At 60.2% G+C, this 24,128-nt stretch carries 15 protein-coding genes; 4 read left to right on the forward strand and 11 right to left on the reverse strand.

Annotation, left to right across the window (positions count from 1 at the left end; all coding sequences use genetic code 11):
• The 11 genes from RTS12_RS08145 to RTS12_RS08195 form a co-directional block, all read right to left on the reverse strand.
• Nucleotides 1-3,809: hypothetical protein (locus RTS12_RS08145; RefSeq protein ID WP_312527283.1), on the reverse strand; the 3,809-nt coding region annotated here is incomplete at its 3' end.
• Between the two features lie 18 nt (nucleotides 3,810-3,827).
• Entirely contained in the window at nucleotides 3,828-7,289 is a 3,462-nt protein-coding gene (locus RTS12_RS08150) for a hypothetical protein (protein ID WP_312527284.1), read from the reverse strand.
• Complete coding sequence (locus RTS12_RS08155) at nucleotides 7,289-10,231, reverse strand: DUF6603 domain-containing protein (RefSeq protein WP_312527285.1); 2,943 nt, start codon at nucleotides 10,229-10,231, stop codon at nucleotides 7,289-7,291. Before RTS12_RS08155 ends, RTS12_RS08150 begins: the two co-directional genes overlap by 1 nt.
• Nucleotides 10,232-10,800: 569 nt before the next feature.
• The gene (locus tag RTS12_RS08160; RefSeq protein WP_312527287.1) at nucleotides 10,801-11,355 is read right to left on the reverse strand and encodes a hypothetical protein; all 555 of its coding nucleotides are present in this window, start codon (nucleotides 11,353-11,355) and stop codon (nucleotides 10,801-10,803) included.
• Nucleotides 11,356-11,375: 20 nt separating this feature from the next.
• Nucleotides 11,376-13,175: an ABC transporter ATP-binding protein gene (locus RTS12_RS08165; RefSeq protein WP_312527290.1), complete on the reverse strand. Its 1,800-nt coding sequence runs from the start codon at nucleotides 13,173-13,175 to the stop codon at nucleotides 11,376-11,378.
• Between the two features lie 13 nt (nucleotides 13,176-13,188).
• Nucleotides 13,189-14,418: a metal-dependent hydrolase family protein gene (locus RTS12_RS08170; protein WP_312527293.1), complete on the reverse strand. Its 1,230-nt coding sequence runs from the start codon at nucleotides 14,416-14,418 to the stop codon at nucleotides 13,189-13,191.
• Nucleotides 14,418-15,362: a succinylglutamate desuccinylase/aspartoacylase family protein gene (locus tag RTS12_RS08175; RefSeq protein ID WP_312527296.1), complete on the reverse strand. Its 945-nt coding sequence runs from the start codon at nucleotides 15,360-15,362 to the stop codon at nucleotides 14,418-14,420. Before RTS12_RS08175 ends, RTS12_RS08170 begins: the two co-directional genes overlap by 1 nt.
• Nucleotides 15,363-15,377: 15 nt before the next feature.
• A complete protein-coding gene (locus tag RTS12_RS08180) occupies nucleotides 15,378-16,229 on the reverse strand; it encodes an ABC transporter permease (RefSeq protein ID WP_312527298.1) in 852 nt (283 codons plus the stop codon).
• Nucleotides 16,229-17,209 (reverse strand): ABC transporter permease, encoded by a 981-nt coding sequence (locus RTS12_RS08185; protein ID WP_312527300.1) that lies wholly within the window; start codon nucleotides 17,207-17,209, stop codon nucleotides 16,229-16,231. The genes RTS12_RS08180 and RTS12_RS08185 overlap by 1 nt, the downstream gene beginning before the upstream one ends.
• Nucleotides 17,210-17,340: 131 nt before the next feature.
• A complete protein-coding gene (locus RTS12_RS08190) occupies nucleotides 17,341-18,873 on the reverse strand; it encodes an ABC transporter substrate-binding protein (RefSeq protein WP_312527301.1) in 1,533 nt (510 codons plus the stop codon).
• Nucleotides 18,874-18,924: 51 nt separating this feature from the next.
• Nucleotides 18,925-19,911 carry a GntR family transcriptional regulator gene (locus RTS12_RS08195; RefSeq protein WP_312527302.1) on the reverse strand — a complete coding sequence of 329 codons (987 nt, stop codon included), beginning with the start codon at nucleotides 19,909-19,911 and terminating at the stop codon, nucleotides 18,925-18,927.
• A 225-nt stretch (nucleotides 19,912-20,136) separates the two neighbouring features.
• On the opposite strand from RTS12_RS08195, the gene RTS12_RS08200 reads away from it, so the two are divergent.
• The 4 genes from RTS12_RS08200 (at nucleotide 20,137) to RTS12_RS08215 (ending at nucleotide 24,067) form a co-directional block, all read left to right on the forward strand.
• Nucleotides 20,137-21,102 (forward strand): aldo/keto reductase, encoded by a 966-nt coding sequence (locus RTS12_RS08200; protein WP_312527303.1) that lies wholly within the window; start codon nucleotides 20,137-20,139, stop codon nucleotides 21,100-21,102.
• Complete coding sequence (locus tag RTS12_RS08205) at nucleotides 21,102-22,262, forward strand: hypothetical protein (protein WP_312527304.1); 1,161 nt, start codon at nucleotides 21,102-21,104, stop codon at nucleotides 22,260-22,262. Before RTS12_RS08200 ends, RTS12_RS08205 begins: the two co-directional genes overlap by 1 nt.
• A gap of 137 nt (nucleotides 22,263-22,399) precedes the next feature.
• On the forward strand, nucleotides 22,400-23,176 hold the full coding sequence (gene tam / locus RTS12_RS08210; RefSeq protein ID WP_312527306.1) for a trans-aconitate 2-methyltransferase: 777 nt from the start codon (nucleotides 22,400-22,402) through the stop codon (nucleotides 23,174-23,176).
• Nucleotides 23,177-23,344: 168 nt separating this feature from the next.
• Nucleotides 23,345-24,067 carry a DUF1428 domain-containing protein gene (locus RTS12_RS08215; protein ID WP_312527308.1) on the forward strand — a complete coding sequence of 241 codons (723 nt, stop codon included), beginning with the start codon at nucleotides 23,345-23,347 and terminating at the stop codon, nucleotides 24,065-24,067.
• The last annotated feature ends 61 nt before the right edge of the window (nucleotides 24,068-24,128 follow it).

The raw sequence follows: 24,128 nt of genomic DNA on the forward strand, positions 1-24,128 counted from the left end.
GGAAACCCTGTGCCGAAAAGCGCCTCGGCATAGGCGGCAAGCGTGTCTGGCAGGGGCGGTTTGGCGCGCTCGGCATTGGCGCGTTGCAATCTTGCCGCGCCCTCAATCAGGGCCAGTCGTGCAAGTTCCGCAAGCTGGGATCGCCCAAGATCGGGAAAGGCAAAGCCAAAATCGGTCAGCGCCAGAAGCGCCGCCATCATGTCGTCGCGCAAGACGGCCGAGTTGGACAACAGCCTGTCCAAAACCAAAAGGCGTGATTGCAGTCCCCCTGCGGCACCATCCAGCCGGGCAAAGGCCGCCGTCAGCCCGCTTTGATCGGGCAGCCAGCCCGATGCCCCCGGCAGACCGATACTGAGCCCGCCAAGGGGCTGGGCGCTGTCTAGAACCTCTTGCAGCGCAGCCCCGGTCAATATCGCTTGCGCCAGCGTCTGCTCGCCCGGGCGGACAGTTGTGGGAAAGGCCGCCGCAGGATTGGCAAGCCCGGCCCTGTGGCGCAAGACCCTTTCCAGCGTTTCGGGATGGCGGCAAAGGGCGGCGAAATCCAAGGCCGACAGGCCTGTGTCGGCCAAGTTTCGCCCCTGACCCAGCGGGACATGCTCGGGCGCGCCCAGCCTCGCGGCGGCCCAGCCCTCTGCGCCGGGATTGCACTGGGCGCGTGGGCTGGCACCGGGCCAGCTGCTTGGCGATTGCGGCGGCACGGCGATCAGACGATGGGTGACAACGACGCCGGGCCCATGCGTTTCCAGAACGTCCAGTTGCTGGGGCGGCGGTGCCTCGCCCCGACCAGCCGCATCAAGTGCGGCAGAGGCGCGCGCCATATTCCCCTGGGCCAGTTGATGTACCGCCTCAGCCAGCATCAGATCGGCCAGGGCATCGGCATCCTCGGCTGCTTGCGTCATTGCAGCGGCGATTGCGGCCTTTTGATCGTCATCCGGCCCAGTCCAGTTGATCGTGGGATCCAGATATTCATTGCCCACGGGTTTGAGGCCAAGCTGGGGGTAAAGCCAACCCGGCCCGCGCCCCGGATCGTTCCAGATTTCCAGAAGACGCAGCATATCGGTGACATTGACCCCTGCCACAATGCCACGCTCGACTGCATTTCCGCCCGCATTCATCTGGCCCGCAATCAATGGGGCAAGGCCACGAAAGCTTAGGATAAAGCGGTCGCAATTCCCCTCATGCATGCGGCGCTCGAAATCATAGCCAAGCAAAGCCGGCAAGGTCTGGCCCTGAGCCACGCCTTGCAGCAGCAACATCGCCCGGCGCACCCTTGCGCTGCTGAGGTCAATGGCGAAAGCCCCTCCGCCGCCGTCGCTCGGATTATGCGACAGATAGGCGCTGCGCAAAATCCCGGCGGTGGTGGCCAGATCGATGCCGGGTGCCGCAATATAGCCCCCCTGCGGCGTCTGGCGCTTTTGTGGGGCAATATCCAACAGCCAGCCAAATGCACCAATGCTGATGCCGGCAGGCTGGGCCGCGCGCATGCGCGACAAGCGTGCCGACGACAGTGCCGCGATCCATGCATCGATCCTGTGGCTGCATGTATCCAGCGTTTCAGCGACGAGGATCGAAAAATCGCCCCCCATTGCCGCCAGCCGCGCCAACCCCTCTTGCATGGCGCTGCGTTGTTGAACGCCAATCAGCAAATCGGTGGCCATGGCAATGCCATAGGCCTCGCGCTCGGCAATCGAGGTCGCATCAAGCACCATGCTTGCCCGGTCGCGTTGCAGGCGCAGCGGTGCATCCAAGGGGGCCGTGGCATCCGCCCGCTCGGCAAGCAAGCGCAGCGGCGTCAGCACCGCGCGCAGCTGTTCGGCGGAGGGGTTATCGATCGGAGACATGGCAAGGCCGATCACCCTTTGGCTAAGCTCGGGCGAGATGCTGTTGGTCAAATTAACGGCCTCGGCAAATCTTTTGGGCGGGGTTGCCGCGCGATTGACGCGCGCCCAGCCAAGGGCAATCAGCGCCTGAAAGATGCTTGAGATGCCGCCCCCGGACCTGCCATCGATCAAGGATTGCGCATAGGCCGCGTCGCGTGCCGGATCGGCATAGGGCAACAGGACCGGGCGGCTTTCCTCGTCAAGCGAGCCCGGGCCATAGACATAATTGAACCCGCCCAAAGCCTCGGCCACTAGCCTGACCAACAACGCCTCGACATCGGCGGCATCTTTGCCGGTCGTGGTGGTGGCCTCGATCTTGCGGATCAGATCCCCAGAAAGGCAGCGCCGCGCCCTGACACCCCAAGAGACGGGGGCATGTCCATAGATCTCAAGCACCTTTTGCGCGCCGCCCCCCTGATCCAGACGGGGCAGGTTTCTCGTTGCATTCAGCCAGTTCGGCAACATCTTGCGAAGCATCTTATCCAGCGCGGTTTCAGTGGCCCCCTGCGCCGCAGTGGCCGCCCGGGTGAAGCCGGTAAAGGGGAAGATGCCATAAGGCTGATTGCCCACGCGGATTGCAGGCAAGGCCCCGCGACCGCGCAAGAAACCGCGATGAAATCGGGAGATCTCATCGATGAGCCATGGCGACAGTTTGCTTTGGCTTTCGTCGAGGGTTTCAAGAAAATAGCCCCAGGTTGCGGGCCAAAGCGCCGCATTCATCGCCTGTGCGGCTCCGTCCTCGATCGCCTCGGCATGGGGGATCGACGCCAAGACGGCACCGCCCGAGCCCAAGGCCGCGGCCGTAAGACGGCCGACACTATCGGGCGCAAGGGGGGCATCGGTCAGGGTCAGGGCAGCGGGCGTATCCCAGCGTTGCCATCCCGCATCGGCGGCTTCGGTATTGTTGGTGGGTGTGCCTTGGGGCACAAAGGCCAGACCCGCACCGCCGTCATGGGCTGCCAGCAGCGCATCAAGAGCCGCTGCGCATTCGCCCGGCGTGCGGCTTGCGCTGACACCATAGACATACAGCCGCTCGATTGGCGCGGTTGTGCGCAGCGGCAATTCCAGCGCCATCCCCGCCTGCAGGGCCAGATCGAAATCAGCCAGCCATTCGGTCCCATCCAGCATTTTAAGCCCGTCGTGATCACTGATCCCCGAACCGTCATCAGCAATCAGACCAATGGCCAGATCCGACGCAATCGGCCCGCCCGCGGCGCGCAGCTGCTGGCCTTGTTGCCAGGCCGTGACAAGAAGGCGCTCGGGCAAAAGGCGGGGGCGCGCAGCACCTTTGACCGGGGCATGGGGCGTTGGGAATTTGGGGGCCGCTCCCGTACCACGCTCGGTGGCATTAATCGGACGCATGGCGCGAGCGACAAAACGCGCCCGCCCCTTGCCCACCTGATCCAGAAGCTGTCCCCAGTGGACTGCAATCTCGCTGTCATCTTTGGCCGCAAAAAGATTTGACCAGTAAGCGGTGGCGGCCGTGATCTCGTCGCGGCTAAGGCCGGGATCGGTGGCGTCGATATGAATGTCGTCGGGATAGGCACGAATACGCAGCACGGGCTTGCCCGCCGGGGTTTTGCCAAAGCGCGTTTCAAGCCGCAGGGGCAGCAACAAAAGCGGCACATCGCCGGGTGCATCAAGGGGAAGTTTCAGGAACCTGTCCAGCTTGTCGCGAAATGTCTTGGCCAATTCAGCCTTGTCGCGCGTCAATTGATCCATGCGCGCAGTGCTTGCCTCGATCTGGCGGCGAGCATGCGAGATGGCGCGGGCATCACCCGCCGCCTCGGCACGGGTCAGGGCGGCTGTTTCAGCATTGAGCCGCTCGCGCGCCTGGGCAAGTGCCGCCTGCGCCTTATCCAAACTTAACCTTGCGCGGCCCGCCTCGGATTGCGAGGCCTTGAGCATGTCCAGATCCAGATCAGGCATCACCATCCTCCGCTTGGTTCAGGGTTGCGCTTGGGTCTTTGCAATCAGGCGGTCCGCGCGGAAGGCCGCGCGATAAGGGTCGGTCAACAGCACGCGCGCCACGACACCGGCATGGCCTGGCCAGTTGACCAAGGCCGGTTGGCTGTCGCTGTCGGTCACAGAAAAACTGCCCGAAAGGTCCAGAAACCCGCCTGCTGGCACATTGCCGAAATCGGCCCAATCCAGCTCACCCTGCTTGGCCGCGCCGTGCTTTGGTACGGGCGCGCCAATCGGATTGCTGGCCGCGCCAAAGCGCGGGGCGGTTGGGTTCTGGGCAAAGACAAACCACCAGTTTTGCCCGCCAAGTACCTGTTCTTTGGTCAAATCAAAGCCCACCACCGTATAATCCGGGTCAAGATGGGCGTGGAACAGGATCTCGGCCTCGGAGCCCGCGATAAAGGTCGGCGGCCCATCCGCCGAGGTGGCGCGCATCGCCGCAATCACCGTATCGGGAAAACGCCTCAGCAGATCGCCCCGAACCACCAATGCCAAGGCCCCGGCCCCCGCCCCGGCCGGTTTGTCGCCGCCGATCTTGAAATGGCGGCCCAAGGGCTGACGGGCGAATTCGTGGATCGATCTGGTCAGTTCATCAGCGCGGCTGTCCCAGAAGCGCTTGAAATAGGTGCCGCGTTGATCGGTCGGGTAATCGCGCCACAGCAGCTCGCGGCCCATCTCATCGCTGGCACCGATCAAAAAGGCCTCGGCAAAGCTGGGATTGATGCTCAACACCGTAATGAAATCGCGTTCGGCAATTGCACCAAGTCCCGGTACCAGCCAGTTGCGATCATAATCATCCAGCGCCTCATACATCGCGCGCTGGAACACCGGGGCCGCCATGATCGGGCGCAGTCCAAAACTGTCGATCCAATCAGGATTGATGCAATCGGGCAGACGCAGGATACGGCCCTTGAAAGCGGCGCGTGCGCTGGCTCGGGGCTCGATCTGGGCCAAAACCAAGCTACGGCTTAGGTTGAGTTCCCCCAGATCAAGGCTGGCTTTGGGGGGAAGGTTGATCCCGGTGATGATCACCGCCATCTGCTGGCGCAACGCAGAAATCGAGGTTTTGTTCAGACCGGCAATCACATCCGAGATGCGACGGGAGACCTCGCTTTCAAAGCGCTTTTCCGGGGGCGCTGCCCGAGCCTGATCGCGACCGCCACCTGACCCGCCTTGGCCACCCTGCCCACCAAGGCCGCCGGGGCCATGTGGTGGCGGTTTATCGATGATAAGGGGCAGATCACGGCGACCGGGAAGGTTCAGTGACCCACGCGCCAGATTGCCCCGTATCGCCGCACTGCCGGGAAAATTCGCCCCTAGGCCCGGCAATGTCACATTGGGCTTAACGGGACTATCCGGCGTCACAACTGCCGCCCCGCCAAAAGGCATCCGTTTACGATCCAGATCCTGAGCCGGGGCACGTGCTGACAGCCTTGTCAGCCCGACCCGCGCGCGCGCGCCAAGATCACCGCCAGAGTTCATCAGCCCGACCATGATCTCGGCCAACCCGCTTGCCCGGATCGCACCGGCATCCAGCTTGCCGATTTCGGAAAGAAGTCCCGCCCCTAAAGCGTCACCGGGGCGATCGATTGCTGGCCCCTCCCATTTCTCTTGGCTCAACTGGCTTGCAGCAGTTCCGCTTTGGCCCAGATGCCTTAACCGCCGCGCCAGCGAGTCAGAGGCACCGCGCAACGGCACATCCATGACTTTGGCAATCACCGCGGGCGAAAAGAAGCTGCGTCCCAGATCCGAAAGGGCACCGACCCCATCAAGGGTCGCTATGTCGCGGCGGTGGTCTTGAAAGCGTGCCTGATTGGCGACGGCAAGACCGGGTGCAGTCATCTGCGCGCGCCGGGCGACCGGGCCATTGGGCCGGGTGGCACGGCGGAAGGCTGCGCTCATGGTGGCCTCTGCCGTCCGGCTGAATTGAATGGCCGCCCCGATCGTGCGCGGTTGGCCACCGTCGCGCAGGCGGATCTGGACATTGCGCGTCACCTGCATCATCCGCCCCAGATCAAGCGGCTGAATATGGCGGCCCATGATCGAGATATTGACCACCTCGGCCAGCCCCGCCCAAGCCAGCGCCTGATTGGCGCGCCGGATTCCATCGACCTGCGCCCAGGCCGATTGCATCAGGGGCTCTTGATCCTTTTGCACGACGCGAGCGCCCAGACCCGCGACGATACGATGAAGGGGATCGGTGTTCAGTTGGGCGAACCAATCGCCATCGGCATCAGCATCATGAAGGGGCGCCCCAAAGACCGGGCCCAAACTGCTGGCCGCGCGTTGATAGCGTGCATAAAGTCGCGCACCCACACGCGGCAGATCGGCATCTGGCAAATTGGCCTGATCGACGCGCGCACGGATCGCTTCGCGCAGCGGTATCGGATAGGCAGGGGCATCGGCCGGGCCATCCGTGGCGGGCGAATAAAGCGCGCATTTCATGCTTTGGATGCCCTCGGGCGCGCCATCAGGCAAGGCAGCGATATTGGCCCCGGGTTGGGACAGATCGATGCTGCGCCTGCCGATGCGCCAAGGTGCGGATATGGGCCGTATGCGCGCGGCCAAAACAGGAAAAGCACCGCCGCCCGCAGTGGCAAAGCGCCAGCTGTCATAGACCGGAAGGACGATGTCATCTGCCTCGTCACCGCCCTGGCGCACCCATGCCGGCGCAAGGCTGCCACCACCCAGCCCCAGCCCCGAGCGGACACCACAATCATAGGCAGGCACCAAAGCCGCAATATAACGTGTGGCCGGGGCAAGGCGGCGCGGGCACAGGATGCGCGAAAGATTGGCGGGCGCATGATCATCACTCAATCTGGTCTCGACGCTATCGGCCTGCGGGCCGCGCAACTTGGGCCCATCTCCGTCAAGCGCCGCGCCCACAACCTGCGCGTGGCAAAAGCGGGCATTCGTCGCCAGAGACTGCAACTGCCCCTTCTTGGTCCAAAGCCGACTTGACCGCTCGTCTTGCGAGGGTTCAAGATGCGACATCGCCGCCTCGACAACCACCAGCGCAAGCCAGACCGGGCAACTATCGCCAGCCGCCGGTTCGGGCGAAAAGAGCCAGGGTAAATCGGGACGGGCAAATTCGATATGGGCAAGATAGCCCTCTTCGGCGGTCAGCGTATCGGGCGCGGGCTCGCGGCGGATGATCTGCGCCGGATCGATGCCCATTACATCGCCCGGCCCATAAAGCGTCAGATTTCGGCTGGCGGGCATCGCACCCGAGCCGTCATGGCTATCGGCAATCTCGACCCGCGCCTCGATCACGGTACGCAGGCCCTTCGGCATTTCCCTAATGGCCGCGCTCAGGCCGGTTCGGACCCATGGCACAAAGACATAATCGCCCAGATGCGTATCCTCTGGGGCGAAACTCGCGCGCGCGCTGAGCGAGGGGTTGGCTAGAAAGGCGCTACCTACGTTGAGTTTCAGGCTGTCCATCACAGGAACCCCGCTGAAATCGTGGTCAGGATGTCGCCTTGACGTGCGGCGTCTTTGACGGCCTGACCCGCAACGCTTGCATTCATCAGCTCGCTGCTGACCGCGCCCAGATTTTGCGCCGAGGCCAGACAGACCTGCCCGCGGTCGCTTAAGGCAACCTCTTGTGGGCTCGGCCTTTTGGGCATGTAGGGATTTGCGCGCGCATTCATCATCCGCGCCGAACCTGCAAGCACATGCGATGTCAGCCGGGACAGCTGCCAGTGCTGGCGTTGCGGGGTGGCGAAATTCTCATCCGGGCAGACGGTGTTCCACGAATAGCCCGCATGGATGGCCGTGCTGAAACTTGGCCCCTTGGCAGCCCCCATCCCCAGCCCCGAGATATGTTCTTCGTATTCGGGCCGTGCCAGCACCTCTTGATCGCCAAGCTTCAGAAAATGGCCGGGCGGAAAGCGATCACTGAGCGGCCAGACGGCGCCGGCAGGCTCGCCGGCAAGGCTGGGTTGGCGCATATTGATGCGCCGATGCGTGACGGCGCTAGAGCCGACGCGGTCAATGTCCGTCTCAAGGGGAATGGTCATCTGGCGCAGCTGGATCTGGCCCAAAGGATGGAAAAGCGGCTGGGCGGCGCCCCCATCTGACGCAATTCGTACCATGTTTTGGGCACCCTCGGGCAAAAGCGGCATCCATGCCTGCGGACTTTCCAAGGCCCGAGCGACGGCGGCAATCGGATCGATCTGGGGGGCTGGGGGCGGTGTCGCCTCGCCCCATGTGATCGGGCCGACATCGACGGGAACCGTCCAGAACAAGATCTTGGCTTCGGCATGCCCTTCAAGCCGGAAAGGTTTGTCGCCCGACAACTCGCCCTTGAACGCGACCCGCGCCAGCGTCACATCAAAGGCCGAGACCGAAATGCCCGCATCGATGCGAATGACGAAATAAAAATGCGGCGCCCATTGGAACAGGGCGTCGAGTTGCAACCAACCCTGCGCTTTGACCTTGCTGAACGAGACAAGAATATCGACCCTGCCACCGAATTGGACGGTGTTCGATGTCACCGCAAGATAGGCCTGCACCGAGATCGCCAGCCAATCGGCCTTGGGTGCGAATTTGATGGCGACCCTTTGCATCGGACCGATCTGTATGGGCGCCTCATATCCAGGGAAAAAGCCGCCGACCGACAGCGCAAAGGCCCCCTCGCCCGTCCATTGGATGAACAGCACCAGATCGCCCGTGACCTCTAGTTTGAACAGCTTGGATTTGGACAAAGACACTTTCAGAAAGACGTAATCGGGGGTGATTTCGCCCATCAGCTCGGCGCGCAGATCAACCACACGCAGCTTTTCCTCGACGTCAGCCGAGGGAACCCCGACCTGAACCGCGCCCAAAATGACAATTTTGGGATCTGGCAAGGACAAGACAACGCCCAGCCTTGCCTTGACGAAACCCGCTTGCGAACCCCAGCCCAATTGGGCGATCGGGCCAATGACAAAGCCATCGGCACGCTCGGGAAAAATCTTGCTTAGCTGGAACAGGATCTGGGGCGCGGCTGCCACCGGATCGGCGGGAAACAAGATCTGATCAACCGCCCCGTCCTTTAACCCGTCGCGCAATGCCGCGCTGTCAAGCGTGCGCTCGATCGCAAGGATACCGCCCAGACCGGACAGGGTGAAACCAAAGCCAAGTTCGATCTTGGGTGAGAATTGCACGCCAATGACGATGACCAAGGAGAATGGCTTGGTCCCGAGCAGGCCAATGGCGGTGATGCCGATCTTGGCCAGCTCTAGCTGAAAGACCCCGCCATATTCCTCTCGGATTTCGTCATAGCGCAGATAGCCGCCCCCCTTGATTGCGGGGGTCTTGAGCCGCAGCCCTGCGCCAGTGGGGATCTTGGCCATGATCTGAGGCTCGGCACCATCCATCCAGCGAATGGTCACGCCGCCCCCCTCGACCACGACGGCAAAAACATCACCCAGCTTGCCCGCAACGGTGAAAACGATATTGACCCGGTTCTTGTTGCTTTCATTGTCAGCGCTTGGCTGCTCAATGGCGAATTCGCGCAGCTCGATTGCCGGATAGGAAATGCGCGCGGGCAGGATCAGGCGCTTGTCCTTGCCGCTGCCGAACGTCAGCCCGTCATGGGTATCCAGCGTGATTGCAACCTGATCGGCATCCGCCGTAGGCTGCTGGCCGGGCATGATTTTTTCCAGCAAAACATGATTGCGCAGCCCCGCCTTCAGCTTGGTGCGCAGATCAATGCCCGCCTTGATCTCGGTTTTATAGGTAAAGAAAGCGACCAGAGTCGCGCCATCGAAATTGAGTTCCTTGCGCGACACCGGCCCAGCCGCCGCGAATTCGATCTGAAGCCGCTTTTCGGCATAGTCCCAGACCAAACGCTGGCCCAACTTGCCAGAGGCTCCGTCGATATTCAGGATGAATTGGCATAGTCTGTCGAAATTCGAGGTCACCGCCCCAGCCCCGTCGTTCAACAGCATCCGGATCGGGGCATTCATGCCTTCGATGTCATCTCGGATTTGCTTTGGCGTCATGCTACCTGACGCTTTTTGCGAGACTTTTTCGGCGACTTTGGTCAAAGCATTATCATAGGCAACCAACAGCTTTGCCAAAGCGGTAAGGCCTCGCATAACCTCGCCCGGTCCAAAGGGATCATGACTTAGCTCGGCCGCCATTTCCGAAACCGCAGCCTTCCCATCCGCGATTTCCTTTTCAAGCGCATCGCCCAATTCGGAAGTGATATTGCCCAATTGCTCGATATCGGCTTTGACCTTTGCAAAAGCCGCTTTGGTCGTGCCAGTCTTGCCGTCCATCAAACTGGTAATAAGCGCGCCGCTGTCTTTGAAACTGCCCCCCGTCAGATCGGCAGCACGGCTATGCGCAAAAGCAACAAATCCCCGCCCGAACGCAGAAAAGACGTCGTCAGCCATCTTGATCCTCGCAAATGCACTCAGCTCAGATTGCTTGGGAAGACAGAACGGAAATGGATATTATGAGCGTTGATATTATCAATTTTTGGGATTTTTGTCAAAATCAATTAGATGAGCGTTAGTTGCATTCCACCTGACAGATTTCAGGGCGCGATTGCCAATTCAGGCGCCTTTGACACATAAATTGATGTGCAGCCGTCGCCACATCGGCCAGCTACAATTAAGCAATCTTTATGTACGTATTTGTCTGGCGCTATCGTCAAACATCCTCGCGTGTTAGATCACGGTGCAAATGCAGCATGCCAATGCGAACGAAAGAATGATCATCCGCGAATGGCGTCGATGACGCGGGGCGATCAAAGCGACGGGTCGAAATAAAGACTAATTTGCCTGGCACTTTTGCGCATGCAATCCATGCCTTTTTTTCAGCCCTCATTGGGATGCGAACGACAGCACCTGTCGGAAAGGGCTGCGCTGCGCCCCAGTTGCACGGGCGCAAGAATCGCCAGGCCTTGCCTTAAGCGAGGTCCGGGGCGATCTTGGCGGCGCAGGCGATATGTGGGTTTGGTCTAAAGTGTTTCCACCCTGCCCTTTGGCAAATCTAAAACATCCGCATGAAAGCTGGCGGCGCGGCCTGCGGATTGGTTCAACAACAAAAAGCACAGATTGATAATCGGCTGCCAGCGCAAGGCGGCCTCGACCTTGGCGGGCTGATAGGTGCCGCGGACGCCCAGAAGGTTCACGGTTCCGATCAATGTGTCATTCACGACTGCTGGGATGTTCAAACTGGATTCAAAACCCAGATCGCGGATCTTTTCCCAGTCAAAGAACAGCTCGGCCACCCCCGCCAGATCGACCGAGGCGCAATGATTGCGCGGCTTCACCACTTTTTCGAAATAGGGGCCGGGAACCAAGGCTTTGAAATTGCCAACCGGATAGGCGTCACGGTCCTCGGAAAAGACGCGGCACGAGGTCATGTCATCGAAATCATAGATCAGCGCGGTCAAAAGCCCGCAATCGGCATCGCGCGCCATCCCCTCGCGAAGGTATTCAAAAAGGTTCACCGCGGCATTCTTTCCTGCCAGCAATTGCGCGACCTTGGCGTTGTCATAAGGGGTGTGCATGTTCGGCGCTCCGATAGAGGTCATGTCGCATCGGCCATGACGAAATGGCCCGTCGAGACCTCGTCATAGCGACGCTGTGGCGGCTGGTAATCGATGCCGCGCAGGGGGCTGCGAATATCGCTGGTATCCATCCCCCCTCGGATGCGGCGCAGCGTGGGATCGGGGATCGGCACGGCATCGATCAGGCGGCGGGTATAGGGATGCTGAGGATTGCTGAAAATCTGCGCGCGTGGGCCAATCTCGACGATTTCTCCCAGATACATCACCGCGACCCGGTGGCTGACACGTTCAACCACGGCCATGTCATGGCTGATGAACAGATATGACAGCTGCTTGCGCTCTTGCAGGTCCAGCATCAGGTTCAGTACCTGTGCCTTGATCGAAACATCCAGCGCCGAGACGCTTTCATCCGCGATGATCAGCTTAGGTTCGAGGGTCAGGGCGCGCGCGATACACACCCTTTGACGCTGCCCGCCCGAAAACTCATGCGGATAGCGGTCGGCCATTTCTCGGCTTAGACCGACCTCTTCCAACAGGTTGCGGGCGCGTTCGAAGGCCTCGCGCGGGGGGCAGACCTTATGGATCAGCAAAGGCTCGGCAATCGCGGCACCTACCTTGCGGCGAGGATTCAATGAGGCATAGGGATCTTGGAAAATCATCTGGATCGAGCGGCGCAAGGCCTGAAGATCGACACCCGGACCAAGGATCTCTTGCCCCTCGAGGCGCACTGATCCGGCCTGCGTATGCACCATCCGCATCAGCGCCCGGCCCGTAGTCGACTTTCCGCACCCCGATTCCCCCACCAGCGCCAGCGTTTCGCCCTGGTTCAGATCAAAGCTGACATTCTCGATGGCGTGAACCCGCGCGACTGGGCGGCGGCGCAAACCGCCGCGAATGTCGAACCGCGTCACCAGATTGCGGACCTGCAGCACAGGCTCAGGGCGGACGGTGTCGACGGTGGGCGCGGCGGGGGCAGCGATGCCCGTCATGGGATCGATCAGGTCAAAGCGCTTGGGCCGGGTCGTTTCGCCCATCTTCCCCAGCGCTGGCACCGCAGCCAAAAGCGCGCGTGTATAGGGCTTTTGCGGCGCGGCAAAAAGCGGCAAGGTCGGCCCGGTTTCGACGATATCGCCGCGATACATCACCGTGACACGATCGGCGATTTCGGCCACCACCCCCATGTCATGGGTAATGAATAGAACCGCCATATCCTCTTGTTGCTGCAACTCTTTGATCAGCTGGGTGATCTGGGCCTGAATGGTCACATCAAGCGCCGTCGTCGGCTCATCCGCGATCAACAGCTTGGGCCGACAGGCCAAAGCCACGGCAATCATCACGCGCTGACGCATCCCGCCCGACAAATGATGCGGATAATCATCAGCCCGCCGAGTGGCAGCGGGAATGCGCACTTTTTCCAGCAGTTGCAGGGTTTCCTTGCGAGCAGCGGCCCCGCTTAACCCGCGATGGATCATCAAAGCTTCGTCGATTTGATCGCCAATGGTCATGACCGGGTTAAGCGAGGTCATTGGCTCTTGAAAGATCATGGCGATACGGTTGCCGCGGATCTTTTGCATGTCGCTTTCGGGCAGGGTCAAAAGATCCCTGCCCTCAAAGACTATCCTGCCCTCATGTCGTGCCAAACCGGGCTGCAACAGGCGCATGATCGACATGGCTGTGACGCTTTTTCCCGAACCTGACTCGCCGACGACGGCCAGAGTTTCGCCAGCATCGATTGAAAAAGAGACGTTGCGCACGACCTGTTTCCAGCCGTCGTCGCCGCGAAATGAAGTCGTCAGATTGTCAAGTTCAAGAACAGCCATCACGATCTCCGGCTTAGCTAAGCTGATTTTTGGCGAAACGTCCGCGGGCCATGATGGCGGGCATCTTTGCGCCGTCATCGGCAAGGCAAAGGATGTCCTCCAACGGGTTGCCATCGACAATGATCAGATCGGCGCATTTGCCAGCCGTGATTGTACCGGTTTGCGCGCTCAGGCCGCACAGCTCGGCCCCGATGGTCGTCGCTGATCGGATGATCTCGGCCGGGGTCAGAACCTTTGCGAGCAGCGCGAATTCCATGCCGTGATATTTGCGCAAATCCCCCAGCAGGTCCGAACCAAAGGCCATCCGCAATCCCGCATCGCGCATCACCGCCAGCGAGTTCAGCCCGCCCTGACGCACGACCTCGATTTTGGCAAATTCGGCCGGGCCAAGTCCCAGCGCCTCGCCTTCGATCGCCAGCGCATCATAGGCCACCAGCGTCGGCACCGCGATACAGCCCCGCGCTGCGGCCATGGCGGCGGTTTCGGGCTCGATCAGGTTGCAATGCTCAAGTGAATGTACCCCCAATTCGACACAGCGCCGGATTGAGCGATCAGTATAAACATGCGCCGAGACATATAGACCGGCATTTTCCGCCTCTTCGACCATCGCAAGGATTTCATCGCGCGAATATTGGATCGAATGGATCGGGTCATTGGGCGAGGACACACCGCCATTGGCCATGACCTTGATGAACTGGGCACCCTCTTTAATCATTGTGCGGCAAGCCGCGCGAATATTGTCGACACCGTCAACGATCATCCCCATCGATCCCAGACGGTCCGACATCATATCTGCGCGCCCGTCGGTGCGACCGCGCAGATCGGCATGGCCCCCGGTCGTGGTCAGGCCCTTGCCGCAAATGACCAGACGCGGTCCCGCGATCAGCCCCTCCTCGACCGCACGCACAAGGCCAAGATCCGCGCCGCCAAGATCGCGCAGCGTGGTAAAGCCGCGCTGAAGCGTTTCCTCCATGACCCGGGCCGAACGCAGAGCCGAAAGCGAGGACGGCGCGGTCACGTTCGACCACAAATCCAGACTTTGCGCCGTGACATGGACATGGCAATCGATCAGCCCGGGCATGATGGTGCGGCCCTGAAGATCGATGACGCGGGTCTGTTCTTGACGTGGCAGGCCAGTGCCAACGGCAATGATACGCTCGCCCTCGACCAAAACCTCTTGCGCGCTGAGCTGGCCTGCGACCGGGTCAAGGACCCGGCCATTGGTGAAAAGGATCGCGCCCATCAATTGGTGGCCCCGTCCATATTCCCGACCATGAAGCCGTAATCGCCAGCATTCACCAGATTGCGCGTCAGGTGCTGCATGATCATCACCCCGTTCTTAAAGGGCGACTTGATTTCCTCGAGCAGCTCGAACGTATAGGGCGACACCACGCGGCCAAGAAGCTGATCCCCCGAGATCAGCTCGCCATTCGCGGGGCAAAGAGGCTCGAGCCAACCACCACGGGTCGGACGGATTCCAGCGAGTTCGGTCACGACGATCTGTTTCGGGTTGGGCGCGACATCGCCCGGAATGACGCCGCGCACGCGCAGCATGTTCAAAATGCCGTCCAGGGTACGTTTGCAATAGGGTCCCTGATCGACAATGCCGCCGCCAAGTTCGATCACGACCGAGGAAATGCCCCGCGTTTCAATCGTCACCGCTTTGGTCGTGCCCGCGAAAACCGTGCCCTGCTTATCGGTCACCGGGCGATAGAGCAGCGTCGAGCCAAAGGCGCGCGACAGCTCTTCATCGTTTTCGATATAGACGTAGTCCACCGTCGGGCGGTCGGTACCCGAATGAAGGTCGATGTGGACGTCGATCTTGTTGAAGAACTCCTGCACCAAGGCATGTGCAAGCTGCTGGCTATAGGTGCCATTGGGGTTGCCGGGGAATTGGCGGTTCAGGTCCAGCTCGTCGATGGTCGAAAAGCGGTGGTTCACGGCAAATGCATAAGGGTTCACCACGGGCAACAAGATGATGCGCCCCTTCAGCGGCATATCCTTGAGCACGCGGTACAGGTCCAAGATCACCTGAGAGCCGGTGTTTTCATTGCCATGGATTGCGGCCGAGATCCCGATGGTTGGGCCGTCGCTTTCGCCGACCAGCTCGTGCATGATCAGCGTGGCATCATTGCCATCGGCCATCGTGGTGAATTTCGGGCGCAGAATATTGATGGATTTTATCATGATGTCAGTCCTTTGTTATTTGGATTTACTGCCGCCACGCGACAGCTGGCGGGGGTCAAGCACATCGCGCAGACCGTCGCCCAAAAGGTTAAAGCCCAGCACCGTGACCATGATCGTCGCACCCGAGATGATCGACAGCCACGGCTCGTCGCGGATGAAGCGCGTGCCATAAGACAGCGTCCAGCCCCAGGTCGGTGCAGGCGGTGGCAGGCCAAAGCCCAGAAAGCTAAGCGCCGATTCCGACAAGATCGCCGTGCCCAATCCGATCGAGACAAGCACGATGATCGGGCCCAAAGCGTTGGGCAGGATTTCTCGGAACAGGATGCGCGAATGGCTGGCCCCGATGGATTGCGCGGCCTGAACATAGACCTGCTCGCGCAGAACCAGCGTCGTGGCGCGCACCACGCGGGCATATTCGGTCCAGGCCACAACGATGATCGCCACCGAGACATTCATGATCCCCGGCCCCAATGCCGCAACGATTGCCAGCGCCAGAACAATTGCGGGAAAGCCCAGAAAAATGTCGGTGATCCGCATCAGGATCAAATCGACCCAGCCGCCGAAGTATCCCGCGATCAATCCGACGGCGACGCCGATCAGCGCCGAGATCGTCACCGCCGTCAGCGCGATCGTCAAAGAGATCCGCGCCCCGAACACCAACCTTGACCACAGATCGCGACCAAAATTGTCCGTGCCCAGCCAATGCTGCCAGCTTGGCCCCGAAAAGCGGTTGGTCATATCCATCTTCTCGATCGGATGGGTCGCGACAAGTGGTGCGAAAATCGCCAGCAAGATGATGGTGATCGTAATCATCGCGCCAATCACCAACGAGGCATTGCGCAGCTTCTTAGGAATACGGAAAGCCATCAGCCCAGCCTCACACGTGGATCGACGACGGCGTAAAGCAGATCGACGACAAGATTGACCAAAGCGAAAATGATGGCAAAGGTCAGAACAATGCCTTGAATCAACGGGAAATCACGCTGCGAAATGGCCGCGACCGTCAGCTGGCCAAGGCCCGGCCAGGCAAAAATCGTCTCGGTCATCACCGCTCCGCCCAACAGCGCGCCAAAGCGAAGTCCGATGACCGATAGAACCGGCATCAAGGCATTGCGCAGGGCATGGCGATAGATCACCCGCCCGCGCGGCACCCCTTTGGCTGTGGCGGTGCGGACGAAATCTTCGCGCATGATCTCTAGCATCGAGCTGCGCACAAGCCGTGAAATGATCGCGGCCGAGTTCAAAGCCAGGGCCAGAGCGGGCAAAGCCAGATGGCCAAGCGCGTTCCACAGAACACCGGGTTTGCCCGAAAACAGCGCGATGAATGCCTCGGGCAAAGGGACCCCGCGTCCAATGGCGGGCAACCAGCCCAATTTGACCGAAAAGCCCAGCATCAGCAAAAGCCCCAGCCAGTAAACCGGCATCGAGACCCCAATCTGGGCAAAAAGCATCGCCAGCGTATCGATCAGGCTGCCCTGACGCACGGCGGCGATCACCCCCAGCGTGACGCCGATCAGCGTGGCGACGATCAACGCCACAACCGCCAGCTCGATCGTCGCCCCCAGTCGCTCGGCGATCACCGTGGACACGGGCTGGTTTTGAAACCAGGACTGCCCCATATCGCCGTGCAATAGCGCCCAAGCGTAATCCCACAGACGGATGTACCAGGGATTATCAAGACCCATCTGGCCGCGCAGTGTGGCGATCGCCTCGGGGGTGGCTTCCTGACCCAAAAGGACAGCAGCCGGATCACCGGGAATGATCAGCAGCAACGCGAAGGTCACGACGACCATGCCCGCGGCCATTGGGATCATCAGCAGCAATCGTTGGATTAAGTAGTTCAGCATGCGCCTTGCCCTCATGCAATCCGAGGAGGTCGTTTGAATGCCGCCACCAGCCCCCTGCCGCATCATGGCAAGGACCCCTGGACCGACTTTCGCGATAAAATGGCAGGGTCCGGCTGGCCGGACCCAAAGGATCAGTCGTTCAATCCGATCAATCCGCGCATATAGCCACGCGGGGTCGCCTGAACCGTGACCGGCATGTCTTTGGCGTGAAACAGTTGATACCCCTGCGCCGAGACGATGTAGTAAGGCAGATCTTGCGCAAGAAGCTTTGCGGCGCCCTGATAGGCCTCGGCTCGTTTGCCTCGATCCAGTTCTTCACGCCCCGCGTTCAGGAAAGCGTCGACCTCGGGGTTGGAATAACCGCCCCAGTTGTTCGCGCCGCCCGTGGACAGGGTCGAGTAAAGCAGGCGATCTGGGTCAACGATGTTGAGCCACCCCAAAAGCGCGATCTGATGCTCGCCCTTTTGCACGTAATTGGTCGAGAATGTCGCCCAATCGTTGATCTTGGGCACGGCTTTCACGCCCGCCATTTCGAAAACCGCCTGCATATATTCCAGCGTCTGCACCCGGTTCGGGTCTTCGCTATGGGTCGCGATCACCACTTCAAGCGGTTTGCCGCCCTTATCCAGAATGCCGTCATTGTTGGTATCGCTCCAACCCAGATCGTTGAAGGCTTTGACAGCGCCCTCGATGTCAAAGGTCGGCTGCGAGATCGAGGCGTCATAGGCCCAGGACGAGGGCAGCAAAACGGAATGCGTGACCTCATCGACCCCTTGATAGATGTCGCGCACGATGGTGTCTTGGTCGATCAGCATACCAAAGGCACGCCGCATCGCCGGATCAGACAAAAGCGCATCCTTGGTGTTGAAGTTCACATAGGTCACGCCCAATCCCGGCATCGAGACATTGCCAAAGCGGTCATCCGCGGCAAGGCGTTGAATATCTTGCGGCGACAGGGGCGATTGGATCACGTCAAGATCGCCCGCCTCAAAGGCCTGTGCGCGGGCCGAATTGTCGCCGATGACCTTGAGCGTCAGATCCGTGACCGTTGGTGCGCCACGCCAGAATTTATCATTGGCGGTCAGAACGATTTGGCTGCCGCGCGACCATTTCACCAGCTTCATCGGGCCTGCACCAACCGGGTTCAGCGCAAGATCAGCGCCGCTTTCCGCAAGGGCTTTGGGCATGATCCCCAGATCAAGATAGCTCAACAACGGGGCAAAAGGCGCATCAAGCGTGAATTTCACCGTTTTTGCATCCACCGCCTCGACCTTGGTGATGGGCGAGTAAAGCGCGCGCGAGGGGGCAGCCAGCTCTGGGTCAAGCAGCGATTGATAGGTGAAAACCACATCATCTGCCGTCAGCGGCGATCCATCGGAAAAGACAAGCCCATCGCGCAGGTGGAAAATATAGGTCGTTGGATCTGGGGTCTCCCAGCTTTCGGCTAGATCGGGAACGGGTTCCAGCGTTGGGGTCAGATGGACCAGCCCCGAATAGATCAGATCCGCCACACGCGATGCCGTGACATCCCGCGTCAGGCGCGGGTCCAGCGTGCCGGCGTCAACATCCGATCCAACCGTGATTGCGGTCTGAGCAAAGGCCGTTTGACCTTGGATGGCGGTGAAAGCCAAAGCAAGCGAGGCGGACAACAAAAGCTTCTTCATGAACGCGGTCCTTTTGGCAGGATAAAGCGAGGGAGCAGCAGGGAATGTCGGCTAGGTCGCGACCGGCATATCCAGTCGGATCTGCGCCAGTTTGGGCGCAAGGATCGTATCCAGCCCGCCCGGATCAGGCGCGTGGCGGAACTCGAAACAAGGGGTCGAGGGGCGCACCAAAGCCGCAATGTGATCGGCGCCGGTGGCATAGATCACGGCATCACTTTCGGCGATGTCAGCGGCCAGCGTCTCGGATGAGGACCACGTGACGTTGATGGCACTGACATGGGGGGCGAATTCGCGGATGCTGGGCCGCATGATCGCGATGTAATCCTTAAGATAGGTGACGCCCAAGACCTTTGCCCGCGGGTCGAGCCCAGCCAGATCCTGGCGGGTTTTTTGCGATGGGATCAACCGCAGGCCCAAGACCTGCTCGCTTTGGGTCAGGCGACGCGCATCGGCCTCGCGATGGGCGAAGGTCAGGATCAGATCGGCCGCACGGCAGCTGTCCAGCGCGGCCCCCTCTTGGCTGATTTCGTCGAAGGTCAGCAGCGTGATCTCGTCACCCGGCGCAAGATAGGGCTGGATCTGGCGAACGTAATCGCTGCCTGCCTCGGGAAAGATGCAGATAAAGGCGATTTTCAGCGTGCGGTGGCTGACCTGCATGGCCGATTGCGCATTGATCATCGACACCAATGCCATCGTCGACAGATTGATCTGGCTGGCCCGCTGCAACAGCCGCGCTATATCATCATGCAAGAGCGCCATCGCCGAGGGCTGCGCCCCTTCGATCACAGGCGGACGGGCGGCATAGGCGCCACTTCCCTGACGCATTTCGATCAGCCCGCTGTCGCGCAGCTGGTGATAGACCTGCACCACCGTCATCGGTGCAATCCCCAGATCCGCCGCCAGTTTACGCACCGAAGGCAGGCGCTCGCCATAAGCGAAGCCGCCAAAGGCCAGCATATAGCTGAGCAGACCGTGCAATTGCGTACCGACCGGAACCGGCAGACTTTTATCTATGCTATGAGCGTCGAGTGTGAACATGTGTTCTAACCGAATATAACATTGATGCGCTGGCAAGCATTTTTTGACATTCGAGGAAATTTTTGCGCTCTTTATCCGCCTAAGGTCGCAATTTTGCTAAAATTTGGCTGATTATGGTTACACTTTAATCGTTTTTAAGGCCTCTTGGCGAAACAAGATTGTCCGAATCACGAAAAGTGACCGATCAGGACAATCACATTCTGACAAAAATCGGACGGTGTTATTATGGAATATGTCAATTTGGGGCGAACCGGTCTGAAGGTGTCGCGGCTGTCACTGGGCTGCATGACCTTTGGCTCACCCAGCTGGGCACCTTGGGTGCTTGGCCAGGATGACGCCCGCCCGATCATCCGCAAGGCGCTGGATCTGGGGATCAACTTCTTTGACACGGCCGATATGTATTCAGGCGGCGCCAGCGAAGAGGTCTTGGGCGCAATTCTGGCTGATGTGCCGCGCCACAAATTGGTTTTGGCCACCAAGCTTTATAATCCGATGAGCGGCGATCCCAATGATCGTGGCCTGTCGCGCAAGCACATCTTCTCGGCCATTGATGCCAGTCTTAAGCGGCTTGGCACGGATTACGTCGATCTGTATCAGCTGCACCGCTTCGACTATGAAACCCCGCTAGAGGAAACGCTGGATGCGCTGAACGATGTCGTGCGCGCGGGCAAGGTCCGCTATCTTGGCGCCTCGTCGATGTTTGCCTGGCAATTCATGAAAGCATTGGGTCTGCAGCGCGCCAATGGCTGGGCGCCTTTCGTCTCGATGCAGCCCCATTACAACCTGATCTACCGCGAGGAAGAGCGCGAGATGCTGCCGATGTGCCGCAGCGAGGGGATCGGCGTCATCCCTTGGAGCCCGCTTGCGCGTGGTCGCCTTGCCGGACGTTCGGGCACCACCCGGGCCGATACCGACAAGACCGCCAATGCGCTTTATGATCGCAGCGCCGACCAAGATGACGCGGTCGCCGAGGTCGTGCGCAAGGTCGCGGCGCGTCATGGCGTTCCGATGGCGCAGATTGCCTACGCTTGGGTCGCCAGCCGCCCCGGCATCACCGCGCCGATCGTGGGCATCTCCAAGTTGCATCAATTCGACGATGCGATTGCCGCGCTAGCCATCCAGCTGACCCCAGAAGATGTCGCCGAGATGGAGGCCCCCTATCACGCCAAATCCGTCGCGGGGCATGTCTGATGGAACTGGGACAAGAACTTGCCCAGATCACGGCAGGACTTGATCAGCTTTATCGCGCGCAAAATCAGGGCGCGGGCTTTTTGAACGCCGAAGGGCTGATCCCTGTTTCGGTGGCCCCGGTCTTGCCCGCAACGCTGGAGAGCTATGATCAGGCCGAGGCCGCCATCATGGCCTTTCGCGCCCGGTTGGATCACGCGCAAACGCCGCTGCGTCGCGACTGGCTGGACGAGATGTCTGATTCACTTCTTACGCTGATCGCGACCTTTCGCGGGGATGCGATCAGCTTTGGTGAACGGCTGGAACGCCAGATCCGCGTCACCGAAAAAGACATCCCCGATGACATCATCGCGGGCTATCACGGCGAAATTCGTGAGGCCCTGGACGCGTTGGGCTATCGAGAAGGCTCGCTTTTCGAGGATTTCTCGCGCTGGGAGGCCAAGGCGCGCGTGCCGAAATCCGATGTGCTGGCAGTGCTGGGTGATTATCAAAAGCAGGCACGTCAGCGCGCGGCACAGATGATGTTCGACCTTAGCGAGGAATGGATGGTTCCGGTCGGTCGCACCGATGTGCCCTTTTCGGCCTATTGCGATTATCTTGGTCGCGAAATGCTGCTGAACCTCGATTTCCCCTATACCGCTTTCAGCCTTAAGCATCTGGCCACCCATGAGGCCTTTCCGGGCCACCTGGTTCACCTCAGGCTGCGCGAGATCGCGGTAGATTCGGGGGATATGGCGCTGGATGGCGCGCAGGTCGTGACCAGCTCGGCCAGCTCGGCCCTGTTCGAGGGGATTGCTGACAATGGTTTGCAATTTCTTGACTGGATCGAAACCCCCGAGGATCACCTTGGTCTGGCCGTTCAAAGGCTGCGCAGCGCCCTGAGGTGTCGTGCCGCTTGGCGCTTTCATGGCGAAGGCCAGCCGCTTGATGCGATCATCCCCGAGATCGCGGCGCAATCTTTGCAATCACCCGAAACGACCGCCCGCAGGCTTGCCTTTCTTCACCACGACCTGCGCGCGCCCTTTATCCACGCCTATTGGTGCGGCGAAATGGCGGTGGATCGGGTCTGGAAAAAGGTGCATCCCGAACAGCGCAAAGACTTTTGGGCCTATCTTTACGGCAATATGCATACAGCTGCGACACTGGAAAAGCACTGGTCCTAGGGCAAACGCCTGGCCTGCGCCCGTCCCGGACCCGCAAGACCCTGCGGGTTCGGGAAATTGCGCCATCACCCGCGCCTGCCCTGTTTCCATCGCCGCTTTTTTGTCATGCTGCATCGAAATATGGGAAAGGTCCAAGGATGGAATGGTCGGCGGCTCAATATTCCAAGTTTCTTGACGAGCGGACGCGGCCCGCGCGCTATCTTTTATCCGCGGTTCCACTGGCCCAGGCTGACGAGGTCGTGGATCTGGGCTGCGGGCCGGGAAATTCGACGCAGCTTTTACGCGAGCGCTTTGGCGATGCGAATGTGCTGGGCATCGATCTTGACCCCGATATGATCGCAACGGCGCGCGCGCATCTGCCAGATTGCCGTTTCGAGCAGGCAGATATTGCGAAATGGCACCCCCGAACCCCGCCGGATTTGATTTTTGCCAATGCCTCCCTGCAATGGCTGCCCCAACACAAGGCGCTGTTTCCCCGATTGATTGGCCTGCTGCGTCCGGGCGGTGTTCTGGCGGTGCAGATGCCCGACAATCTGGCCGAGCCAAGCCATCTGGCCATGCGCAAACTTGCCAAAGACCCCAAATGGGACCGCCGTCTTAAGGCGGTCGCCGAGATCCGTCAGCCCTTGATGTCGCCCGTCGAAATGCACGCCTTGCTGCGCCCGCTTTGCGCGCGTCTTGATATCTGGCGCACCACCTATCACCCAGAGCTGGCAGGCGTGGATGGGATCGTGGAGTGGTTTCGCGGATCGGCTTTGCGCCCCTATCTCGAGGCGCTGGAGCAGGACCAACATCAGGCCTTTTTGTCTGCCTATCGATCAGAGATCCTTGCCAGCTATCCTGAAAACGCAGGGCGGGTTCTTTTGCCGTTTCCGCGATACTTTCTGGTGGCCACGGCGGCACAAGCCCTGTGAAACCGGAAAATCCCGCATCCCTTTGATCGCGGGCAATCTTTGCACCTTTGATATCTTCGCGCAGGTGTCGAGCGGAAAAAATTCGCGCAAAAGTTGCTTTTTTCGCGAATTTATGGCATGTTCCGCAGCGATTTACTGCTGAAAATCGTAACGGAAAGGAGATAGGACATGGTTCACTATACCGGCTCTGTTATCGCGGTTCCCTTGGCCAACCGGCAGAAATACATCGAACATGCCAGATCCGCGTGGCCGCTTTTCCACAAATACGGTGCGCTTCGGATGGTCGACTGTTGGGGGGTGGATGTGCCCAAGGGCAAGGTCACTGACTTCTACGGCGCTGTCGCCGCCACCGAAGATGAGGCCATCGTCTTTTCCTGGATAGAATGGCCCGATAGCGCCGTTGCTGATGCCGCCTGGCAAAGCATCTCGGATGATCCCGAGATCCAGAACATGGCCCCCATGCCCTTTGACGGAACACGCATGATCTTTGGCGGCTTTGATCCGATCCTGCACGAAGGAAACGATCATGGCGCGGCCTATATCCAGGGCTTTCTTCTGGCAGTGCCCCAAGCCAATAAGGACGCCTATCACAAGATGGCGCAAACCGCCTGGGGCGAAGCCTTCAAGCCCTATGGCTGCCTTTGTCTGGTTGAGGCCTGGGGGCGAGATGTTCCCCGAGGAAAGCATACGGATTTCTATCGCGCGGCCAAAGCCGAAGACGGCGAAGTGCCGGTCTTTAGCTGGGCTGCATGGCCAGACAAGGCAACCTGTGATGCTGCCAACAAATCGATGGAGGCCGACATGCAGGGCAAAGACTTTCCCGCAATGCCATTTGACGGAATGCGTATGATGTGGGGCGGCTTCGAAGTCATCAGCGACCTTGGCACTTGATGCGCCCGCTACCCGCACCTTTGGGTGTGGGTAGTGCGATCCGGCCCAGATACCGGCCCTG

The organism is Paracoccus sp. (in: a-proteobacteria), assembly GCF_032007265.1.
Taxonomy (GTDB): Bacteria; Pseudomonadota; Alphaproteobacteria; order Rhodobacterales; family Rhodobacteraceae; genus Paracoccus.

Excerpts from the sequence above, each read along its gene's own strand:
- RTS12_RS08150 (WP_312527284.1), bottom strand. The coding sequence starts at position 7,289 with ATGGACAGCCTGAAACTCAACGTAGGTAGCGCCTTTCTAGCCAACCCC.
- RTS12_RS08155 (WP_312527285.1), bottom strand. The coding sequence starts at position 10,231 with ATGGCTGACGACGTCTTTTCTGCGTTCGGGCGGGGATTTGTTGCTTTT.
- RTS12_RS08160 (WP_312527287.1), bottom strand. The coding sequence starts at position 11,355 with ATGCACACCCCTTATGACAACGCCAAGGTCGCGCAATTGCTGGCAGGA.
- RTS12_RS08165 (WP_312527290.1), bottom strand. The coding sequence starts at position 13,175 with ATGGCTGTTCTTGAACTTGACAATCTGACGACTTCATTTCGCGGCGAC.
- RTS12_RS08170 (WP_312527293.1), bottom strand. The coding sequence starts at position 14,418 with ATGGGCGCGATCCTTTTCACCAATGGCCGGGTCCTTGACCCGGTCGCA.
- RTS12_RS08175 (WP_312527296.1), bottom strand. The coding sequence starts at position 15,362 with ATGATAAAATCCATCAATATTCTGCGCCCGAAATTCACCACGATGGCC.
- RTS12_RS08180 (WP_312527298.1), bottom strand. The coding sequence starts at position 16,229 with ATGGCTTTCCGTATTCCTAAGAAGCTGCGCAATGCCTCGTTGGTGATT.
- RTS12_RS08185 (WP_312527300.1), bottom strand. The coding sequence starts at position 17,209 with ATGCTGAACTACTTAATCCAACGATTGCTGCTGATGATCCCAATGGCC.
- RTS12_RS08190 (WP_312527301.1), bottom strand. The coding sequence starts at position 18,873 with ATGAAGAAGCTTTTGTTGTCCGCCTCGCTTGCTTTGGCTTTCACCGCC.
- RTS12_RS08195 (WP_312527302.1), bottom strand. The coding sequence starts at position 19,911 with ATGTTCACACTCGACGCTCATAGCATAGATAAAAGTCTGCCGGTTCCG.
- RTS12_RS08200 (WP_312527303.1), top strand. The coding sequence starts at position 20,137 with ATGGAATATGTCAATTTGGGGCGAACCGGTCTGAAGGTGTCGCGGCTG.
- RTS12_RS08205 (WP_312527304.1), top strand. The coding sequence starts at position 21,102 with ATGGAACTGGGACAAGAACTTGCCCAGATCACGGCAGGACTTGATCAG.
- tam (WP_312527306.1), top strand. The coding sequence starts at position 22,400 with ATGGAATGGTCGGCGGCTCAATATTCCAAGTTTCTTGACGAGCGGACG.
- RTS12_RS08215 (WP_312527308.1), top strand. The coding sequence starts at position 23,345 with ATGGTTCACTATACCGGCTCTGTTATCGCGGTTCCCTTGGCCAACCGG.